General features: G+C 68.0%; 1 protein-coding gene. It reads right to left on the minus strand.

Features of this window, described 5'->3' with window-relative positions; translation table 11 throughout:
• Positions 1–111 precede the first annotated feature (111 nt).
• Positions 112–9,141, minus strand: coding sequence for a non-ribosomal peptide synthetase (locus tag BFP93_RS01510; RefSeq protein WP_065891669.1), 9,030 nt, complete (start codon positions 9,139–9,141; stop codon positions 112–114).

Genomic DNA, 9,141 nt, shown 5'->3' on the forward strand with positions numbered 1-9,141 from the left:
CGACCCGCTCCGGCGCAACGCCGGCGAGCGTCATGCGCACCCAGCGGTACGCCTGCGGGCTGGCCTCGGCCAATTGCTTCTGGGCCGGGGAAAGAGGCAGGCCAAGATCCATCATGGTGTCATCTCCAGAGCGTTTTCCTCAGCCGTAGCCGGTGCGGCCGCGACCTGATCGCGGCGATAGATGTCGCCCATGGCGACGACGATGCGCCGCTCACCCTCGAAGGGGTCGCGGGCATGGGCGGCGAGCATGTTGTCGAGCATCACCACATCGCCGCGCTGCCAGTCGAAGCGCACCGCACAACGCTCGTAAGCGGCATTGATCGCCTCGATGGCAGCCTCTTCCAGTTCGCTGCCATCACCGTAGAACACCTGCCGGGGCATGACGCTATCGCGCCCCTTGAGGAATTGCTCACGGATATCGGCATCGAGAAACGCCGGATGGTAGAGCTGGATCTGGTTGAAGAAGCTGGCATCGCCGGTCAGCGGGTGGAGGATCACCGCCGGACATACCTGGCGCGTGTGCAATTGGTTGGCGCCGCGCCACTCGAACTCAATCCCGCCCTCATGACAGATGCGCTCGGCCTCGGCACGCTCCTCCGTCTGGAAGAAGTGCTGCCAACTGACATCCAGGCTGGCGCTGAAATTGCGCACGTACATCAGTTGCTTGCGACGCAGCTTGACCTGCAGCCAGGCCGGCAGCTCGCGGTACACCTCACGGCTGTCGACGATGGGCGTGGCCCCGCCGCTGGTGGCCGGCGTCTCGCAATAGAACCACTGCCGGCGCGGCCAGCGATGCTGGTGAGCGCTCTCGTTGTGGAACATGATCATGCGGTCCTTCGGATAGGGCGTGGACTTGTAGATCTTGTTGCCGCCCTCCTTCTTCGGCAGATCGCCGTACTCGCCGTACAGCTGCGGGCACAACGCCTGGCAGAACTGCTCGAAGTCCGCCGGGGTCGGCAGATCGAAACCACGGAAGAGAATCCCGCCGTGCTCGCGCAGCCAGACTTCCACCTGCTCGCGATGGTTCTCGGCCCACACGGCGGGGGCCAGCTCGCGCTCGCGCAGTTGCACCAGCAGGGGGAAGCTGGAGCCGGCACGCAGCGGCCGGGTTTCGATCGGTGTGGCCGCGGCAGCCGGGCCATTCTGGCGCAGCTTGCCGAGCTTGCTCATCTTGCGTTGCAGCGGGTTGTCCGTGGTGGTGGACATGGCAGCGGCTCCCTTGGAAGGCAGAGGTAAGGCATCGATGGGGCTGTCCGGCGCACCCAGCGCAGCATCGAGCAGCGCCAGGAAGCTGTCGCGCAAACGCTCGATGGTGGCTGGGCGGAACAGGCTGGTGCGGTACACCCAGCGCAGGCTGAGGGCATCGCCGTCGGCAGCGGCGAACAGCGCCATATCGAACTTGGAGTGTTGTTGTTCACGGCTCAGCGGCGTGACCTCGAGGTTGCCGAGGCGGCGCGGCTGACGCGGCGTGTTGTCCAGCACGAAAAGGGTCTGCAGCAATGGATGCTGGTTGGCCACACGCGGCAGGTCGAGACATTCCACCACCTGCTCGAACGGTGTGTCCTGCCAGGCGAAGGCATCCAGGCAGACATCGCGCACCAATACCGCCTGCTCACGGAAGCTCAGCTCCGGTTGCAGGCGAATGCGCAACGCCAGCAGGTTGACGAAGAAGCCGATCAGCGCCTCGGTAGTCGGGTGTTCGCGGTTGGCCACGTCGGTGCCGATGACCAGGTCGCGGCCCTGGGTTTCGCGCTGCAGCACGGCGGCATAGACGGTCAGCAGCAACATGAACAGCGACAAGCCGCTGTCACGCTGCAAGGCCTCCAGGCGTGCCAGCGTCGCCGCCGGCAACTGGAAGTCCAAGGCCGCGCCACCGCCGCTATCGCGCTCGCCGCGTGGGAAGTCGAACGGCAACGGCACCTGGCTCGGTACGCCGGCCAGGGTACGTTGCCAGAACTGCTGGCCCTGGCGCTGACGGGCGCGCAGCGCCGCTGAAACCTGCCAGGCGGCATAGTCGACGTACTGGATCGCCAGTTCGCGCTCCACGGGCAGCCGGCCCTGGCTGTAGGCCTCGTAGCCTTCAACCAGCTCACCGATCAGCACCGAGCCGGACCAGCCGTCGGAGGCGATATGGTGCAGCACCAGTTGCAGCACATGTTCCTGCTCGCCCAGGCGATACAGCACCGCGCGCAGCGGCGCCTCAACGCTCAGGTCGAACGGTCGCGTGGCCATCTCATGTTCAGCCTGCGCCCACTGCGCCTGGCTCAGGGTCGCCAGTTGCAGCGTCAACGCAGAATCCGCCTGGATGCGCTGGCGCGCCTCGCCCTGCTGCTGATGGTAGGTGGTGCGCAGGATCGCATGGCGTCGTATCACACGCTGCAAGGCCCGCTGCAACGCCTGGGTATCGAGGGCGCCACGCAGGCGCACGTTGCTGCTCATATTGAAGCTGCTGTCGCTCGGCTGCAGTTGCTGCATCAGCCAGGCCCGTTGCTGCGCAGGCGACAGCGGCTGGTCGATGTGCTGATCGACCCGCGCGATGCTCAATCCAGCCGGGTCGATGGCGGTGGCCTGGGTTTCCACGCGCGCCGCCAGCTCCGTCAGCGAAGGCGTCTCGAACAGCCAGCGCAGCGGCACCTCGAAGCCCTGCTCGCGCAGACGCGAACGCACCTGCGCGGCCATCAGCGAGTGCCCGCCGAGCTGGAAGAAATGCCCATCGAGCGGCACCTGCTCGAGCTGCAGCACCTGGCCCCAGATCTCGCTCAGCAGGGCCTCGCTGGCGCTCATCGGCCGCTGCGCGCTGCCGGCTGCCGCCTGCTGCTGGTTGCGCAACTGCGGCAATTGCTGGCGATCCACCTTGCCGTTGCTGTTGAGCGGCAATGCCGGCAGCGCTTGCAGGTGAGTTGGCAGCATATACACCGGCAGACGTGCCTGCAGATGTTCACGCAACTCGTCTGCGCTCGGCTCGCCAGCCAGACTGGCAACCCAGAACGCGGCCAGGTGCTCACCCTGCACCGCCACCACCGCCTGGGCGACCCCCGGGTGACCGAGCAGCGCCGCCTCGATCTCACCCAGCTCGATACGGAAGCCGCGCAGCTTGATCTGATCGTCGCTGCGGCCCAGGTAATACAACTGCCCATCGGCCTGCCACCGGGCGACATCGCCGGTGCGGTACAGGCGCCCGCCAGCGCCGCCGAACGGGTCGGCGATGAAACGCTCGGCGCTCAGCGCCGGCTGCCCGGCATAACCACGGGCCAGCCCAAGGCCTGCGATATACAGCTCGCCGGCACGGCCTGGCGGAACCTCACAGAGGAACTCGTCGAGCACATGGCAGCGCGTGTTGAGCAGCGGCCGGCCAATCGGCACCACCGGCTGATGCAGCGCCTCAACCGACGTATAGGTCGACCAGACGCTGGTTTCGGTTGGCCCGTAGACGTTGATCAGGCAGCCGACGAGCGGCTTCAGCTCGCTGGCCATTTCCGCCGCCAGGGCCTCGCCGCCGGCCAGGGCGACCCGCCCGGCCAGCACCTGGCGATCGCCCTGCAGCAGCATGGCCCAGGTCGCCGGGGTGGCCTGGATCAGCTCCACCGCCCGCTCACGGATCAACTGCGCCAGCAGCAGCGGGTCTTGGCGTTGCTCGTCATCGGCGAGGACCACGCTGCCACCGCGCACCAACGGCAGGCACAGTTCCAGGCCGCTGATATCGAAGGTCACGGTGGTCAGCGCCAGGTAGCGCTGCACGCCGTCCAGCGGCAAGGCGCGCTCCATCGCCAACAGGAAGTTGGCAAAGTTGCCCCGGCTGATCTGCACACCCTTGGGCTGCCCGGTGGAGCCGGAGGTGTAGAGCGTGTAGGCCAGTTGCTGCAGGTGCCTGGGCAGCGCCGGTGCATCGGTCGGCTGCGCCTGCAACGCCAGGTCCTGCCAGAGTTGGCAGCGCAACGTGGCCGGAAAATGCTCATCCTGAAGGTCGCACAGCAGCAGATGCGGCCGCGCCCTCTGCATGATGGCCGCCTGCCGCGCAGGCGGATGGCTCGGATCGAGCGGCAGGTACTGCGCCCCGGCCTTCTGGATGCCCAGCAGGCAGACCAGCAGGCGCTCGTCGCGCGGCAGGCAGAAGGCGATCGTGGACTCCGCCGTCACACCCTGCGCCAACAACCAGTGCGCAAGCTGGTTGGCCTGTGCCTGCAACTGCCCGTAGCTCAGTTGTCGGTCGCGGCAGAACACGGCGGTGCGCTCGGGATGCAAGGCGGCCTGAACCTCGAAGCGGGTCACGAAATCCGCCTCGACGTTCAGTTCGGCAGCGTCGCCCGCGCTGTGCAGGCGTTGTACCGAGCGCAGTGGCAGCGTCAGCAGCGGCTGCTGCAGATCGAGATGCGCCAGGCTGGCCAGCACACCCAGGTAGTCGTCCACCAGGCACTGGATGCGGGCCGGGTCGAACAGCGCGGTGGCGTACTCGACGATCAGTTGGCTGCTGGCCCCATCGCCGCGGCCCTGGCTGAACACATTGAAGGTCAGGTCGAACTTGGCGCTGATCGCCCCCTGCGGCAATGCCAGCGGCGCTACCGTGACGCCCGGCAGTTGCAGATTGCGCTCGCCGAGGTGATCGACCTGGTAGTTGAACATGGCCTGGAACAATGGCGTGCGGTCGAGGCTGCGCTCGACCTGGAGCACATCGAGCAGGCGCTCGAACGGCAATTGCTCATGGGCCCGATCATCTGCCAGGCGCTGGCCAAGGCGCCGCAGAAAATGCTCCAGGCTTTCCAGCCCATCAAGCTGCACGCGGTAGGCCAGGGTGTTGACGAACAGACCGACCAGCGCCTGGCTGTCCGCCGCCTCACGCCCGGACACGGGCAAGCCGATGGCGAAATCGCGGCGCCCGGCGTGTTTCCAGAGCAGCAGTTGCTGCGCGGCGAAATACAGCACGAAGGGGGTGACCCCAAGCTGCTTGGCACGGGCCGCGATTGCCGAGGTCAGCTCGCCGGGTAACGGGAACTGCTCACGCGCGCCGGCATACGCCTGCACTGCCGGGCGCGGGCTTTCGCTGAGGGCCAGCGGCTCGTCACTCAAGCCCTGCAGGCGCTGCTGCCAGTAATCGAGCAGTACCTGGCCGGCATCCCCTTCCAGCGCCTGGCGCTGCGCTTCGATCACTTGCAACAGGCCCGTTCCGGGCACAGGCTGACGGCCCTCATAGAGAGCGGCCAGATCCTGCACCAGCAGCCCCATGGACCAGCCGTCCACGGCGATATGGTGGGCGTTGAACAGCAGGCGATAGTCGTCTTCAGCGAACTGGAACAGGTCGATGGCCACCAACGGCCCCTGGGCCAGGTCGAAGACCCGTTGCGCGGCCAGGGCGATCGCTGCCTCCCGTGCATCTGCCGGCGATGCGCGCAGATCGTGCAGGGCGAAGCTGGCCTCGGGCGCCTCCACCAGGCGCTGGCGCACCTGCCCGTTGTCCTCGAAGAAACGGCAACGCAGGGCTTCGTGACGTTCGATCAGGCTCAGGCAGGCGCTGCGCAGGCGTGGCACGTGCAGTTCACCCTGCAAGGCCAGCAGTTGCGTGACGTTGTAGGCGGTGGTGTCGGGTTCGAGCTGCTGCATGAACCACAGCCGTTCCTGGGCATGGGACAGCCGCGCCACCGCGCTGACCAACGCAGGCGACGTCTCTGTCGGCTCGTTGCGGGTGGCAGGCGCCGGCTCCAGCGCGGCCGCCAGTTGCCGCGGCGTGGGGTTTTCCAGCAACTGGCGCGGCATCAGGCGCAGGTCGGCCTGGCGCAGCCGGGCGATCAGTTGCAGGCTGAGAATCGAATCGCCACCCGCGGCGAAGAAGTCATCGTCCAGCCCCAGTTGCGGCTGGCCCAGCAGTTCGCGGAAGGCCGCCAGAATACTCGCCAGACGCGGCTGCGCGCGGCAGTCGGCACTGGCTGCCATGGCCGCCAGGGTCGGCTGTTCCAGCACGTCGCGCGGCTGCAGCCGGAGCCCTTCGCGCGCGGCGAGGCCGATCAGCTGCAAGCTGAGAATCGAATCGCCGCCGAGGGCGAAGAAATCGTCCTGGCGAGTGACCGCGGCGCAGCCGAGCACCTGGCACCACAGCCGGGCCAGCAATTGCTCGCTGACGCCCTGGGGCGCCTGCCCGCCCGCGTCCACCGCCCCGTCGGTTTCAGGCTCGGGCAAGGCACGCCGATCCAGCTTGCCATTGGCGGTCAGCGGCAAGGCATCCAGGCTCGACCAGTACGCCGGCTGCAGCGGTTCGGGCAGTTGCGCCCGGGCCTGCGCCCGGATGGCGCTCAGTTCGTCCGGGGTCAGGCGCGGCGCGAAATAGGCCACCAGTTGCATGCGCCCCTGAATCTCGCGTGCCAGCACAACGGCTTCGCGTACCCGCGATTGCCGGCTCAGCCAGGCACTGACCTCACCGGGCTCGACGCGAAAACCGCGAATCTTCACCTGATCGTCCTGGCGCCCGAGGAACGCCAGACGCCCATGGTGATCCAGGCGTACCCGATCACCGCTGCGGTAGAAACGCTGCCCTGCGTCATCGATGAAGGCGGCGGCAGTAACATGCGGCTGGCCAAGGTAGCCCAGCGCGACCTGGGGGCCACCGATCAGCAACTCGCCCGCCACGCCGCGCGGCACGGGCTGGCCCGCCGCATCGACGATACGCAGCTCGGCACCGGCCAATGGCTGGCCCAGCGGCAGGTAAGCGCCCTGCCCGGCCTCCGTCACCTCGCCACAGACCACACCGATGGTGGTTTCCGACGGGCCGTAGTGGTTGAACACGCGCAACTGCGGCGCCAGTTCGCGGATGCGCGCGAACAGCGCCGCATCGAAGCCTTCACCGCCCAGGATCAGCAACTGCCGCGGCAGTACCCGCCGGGCATCGTCCAGCGCCAGCAGGCCACGCAAATGCGAAGGGGCGATCTTCAGGCAGTCCACGGGATGTTGGGCCAGAAAATCGGCCCAGCCAGGTGGATCGAAGGCCAGCGCGGCCTCCGGCAGGATCAGCGGATCACCTGAGTGCAAGGCGGCGAAGACGCAGGTCAGGCCGAGGTCGGCGGCGACCGTGGCCAGGGTCGCCCAACGGCTGCCGGCGCTGGCCTGCAGGCGCTGGCTGACGGCAGCGGCGTAATGCGCCAGGTTGGCATGGCTGACCAGCACGCCCTTGGGCTGGCCGGTGGAGCCCGAGGTGTAGATCAGGTACGCGGCCTGCTCGGGCTGGCTAAGGCTGGGCACAGGTTGGCACGGTGCGGGGGCGGCGAGATCGGCGGCGCTCAGTTGCAGACGCGCGACCGCGCCGTTCAGCGCTGGCGCCTCGGCCAGGTTCAGCAGCAGGCTCGCCGCGCTGCTTTCAAGCAGTTGCTGCAAGCGCTGCACGGGCTGCGCCGGGTCGAGGAACAGGCAGGTCGCCCCGCGTTGCCAGCAGGCCAGCATCGCCAGCACCTGCTCGGCGCTGCGCGGCATGCACAGCGCGACTACCTGGCTGGGGCCGACGTGCTGCTCGGCCAGGCGCATCGCCAGTGCCTGCACGGCATTGGCCAGATCGCCGTAGGCCAGCGACTGCCGCGTATCGCACAGGGCGGGCGCCTGCGGCGTGCGCGCGGCCCACTGCCGCACCTGTCGATCCAGCGGTTCAGGGCTGGCGCCCAGCGCGGGGCCCTGCAGTTCGCTGCCCGGCGAGGCCAGGCGCAGTGCCGACAAGCGCTGCCCGGGATTGACTGATGCCTCCTGCAGGATGGCCTGCAGATCGTCGAGCAGTTGCTCGATGGTGGCCGCCTCGAACAGCTCATCGCTGTATTCCAGCTCGCAGCGCAGGCGCTGGTCGGCGCAACGCAGCAGACGCAGGGTGAGATCGAAACGGGCATGGCGCTGCGGCGGGTCAAGCACCTCGACGGTCACCCCCGGCAGGCTCAGGGTGCGGCTTTCCGGCAATTCGACCTGCACGAACATGGCCTGGAACAGCGGGCTGGAACGCGGCCGGTCGAGGGCTTCGAGGATCTTTTCATACGGCAGGGTCTGCTGGTCGAACGCCGCCGCCACGCTGTCGCGGGTGCGCAACAGGGCGCTGCGAAAGTCCGGGTCGTCCTCCAGGCGCTGGCGAATCACCAGGGTGTTGAGCAGCGGCCCGATCAGCGGCGCCAGCTCGGGGCGATCGCGTTGCGCCACCGATGTACCCAGGCACAGGTCACGCTCGCCGCTGTAGCGCGCCAGCAGGCAGGCGAAAGCGGTCAGGCCAAAGATGTACAGGGTCACGCCCTGATCGCGGATGGCCCTGTCCACCTGCGCCGACAAGTCAGCCGGCAATTCGCGCACCCGTACCGCGCCGCTATGGCGACGCTGGTTGGCGGGCGGACGCGGATGATCGCAGGGCAAGGCCAGCGCAGCGGGCGCATCGGCCAACTGGTTGCACCAGTAATCGAGTTGCTGGCGGCAGGCGTCGCTGGTCAGCCACTCGTGCTCCCAGGCGGCATAGTCGGCGTACTGGATGTCGAGCGGCGGCAACTGGGCTGGCGCGCCCAGGCTCGAGGCACGGTAGCCCTCGGCCAGCTCGCGGGTCAGTTGCTGGGCCGACCACGCGTCGTAGGCGACGTGGTGGATGGTGAAGAACAGCCAGGTGCTGCCCTGTTCGGCATCGCTGAACGCGCGCCAGCGCCATGGCACTTCGCGGCTCAGGTCGAAGGGCTCGGCCAGTTGCCGGGCGTACTCGTCGGCGCACCATTGCTGCGGGTCGGCAAGCGCCTCGCGGGGTAGCGGCTCGACCGCCGGCAGGCCCGCCGTCCAGGGCTCGCAGTGCGCCTGCAATTGGCCTCCGGCATCGGCCACGTAGCGAGTGCGCAGGATCGTGTGCCGCTCCACCAGTTGCTGCATGGCCTGCTGCAGGCACGCCAGGTCCAGACGGCCATCGAAGCGCAGCACCGAGCAGAGGTTGTACAGCGCACGGCTGCTCAGGGCCTCGGCCGAGAGAAAACGCAGTTGCGCATGGGCCAGCGGCACCGCTGCACCCTCCCCGCCAGCGGCCGGGACGATGGGCAGGCGCCAGCTATCGATGCCCTTCTCGGCCAGGCGTTGGCGGAACTGTTGTTTCTTGTCCGCCGGCAGTGAGGCCAGGCGCTGGGCTATCTCGATAAAGGCCTGTTGGTTGGTCACATTCAT

It is taken from the genome of Pseudomonas sp. 44 R 15 (genome assembly GCF_900004965.1).
In the GTDB taxonomy this organism is placed as follows: Bacteria; Pseudomonadota; Gammaproteobacteria; order Pseudomonadales; family Pseudomonadaceae; genus Aquipseudomonas; species Aquipseudomonas orientalis_A.

Excerpts from the sequence above, each read along its gene's own strand:
- BFP93_RS01510 (WP_065891669.1), bottom strand. The coding sequence starts at position 9,141 with ATGAATGTGACCAACCAACAGGCCTTTATCGAGATAGCCCAGCGCCTG.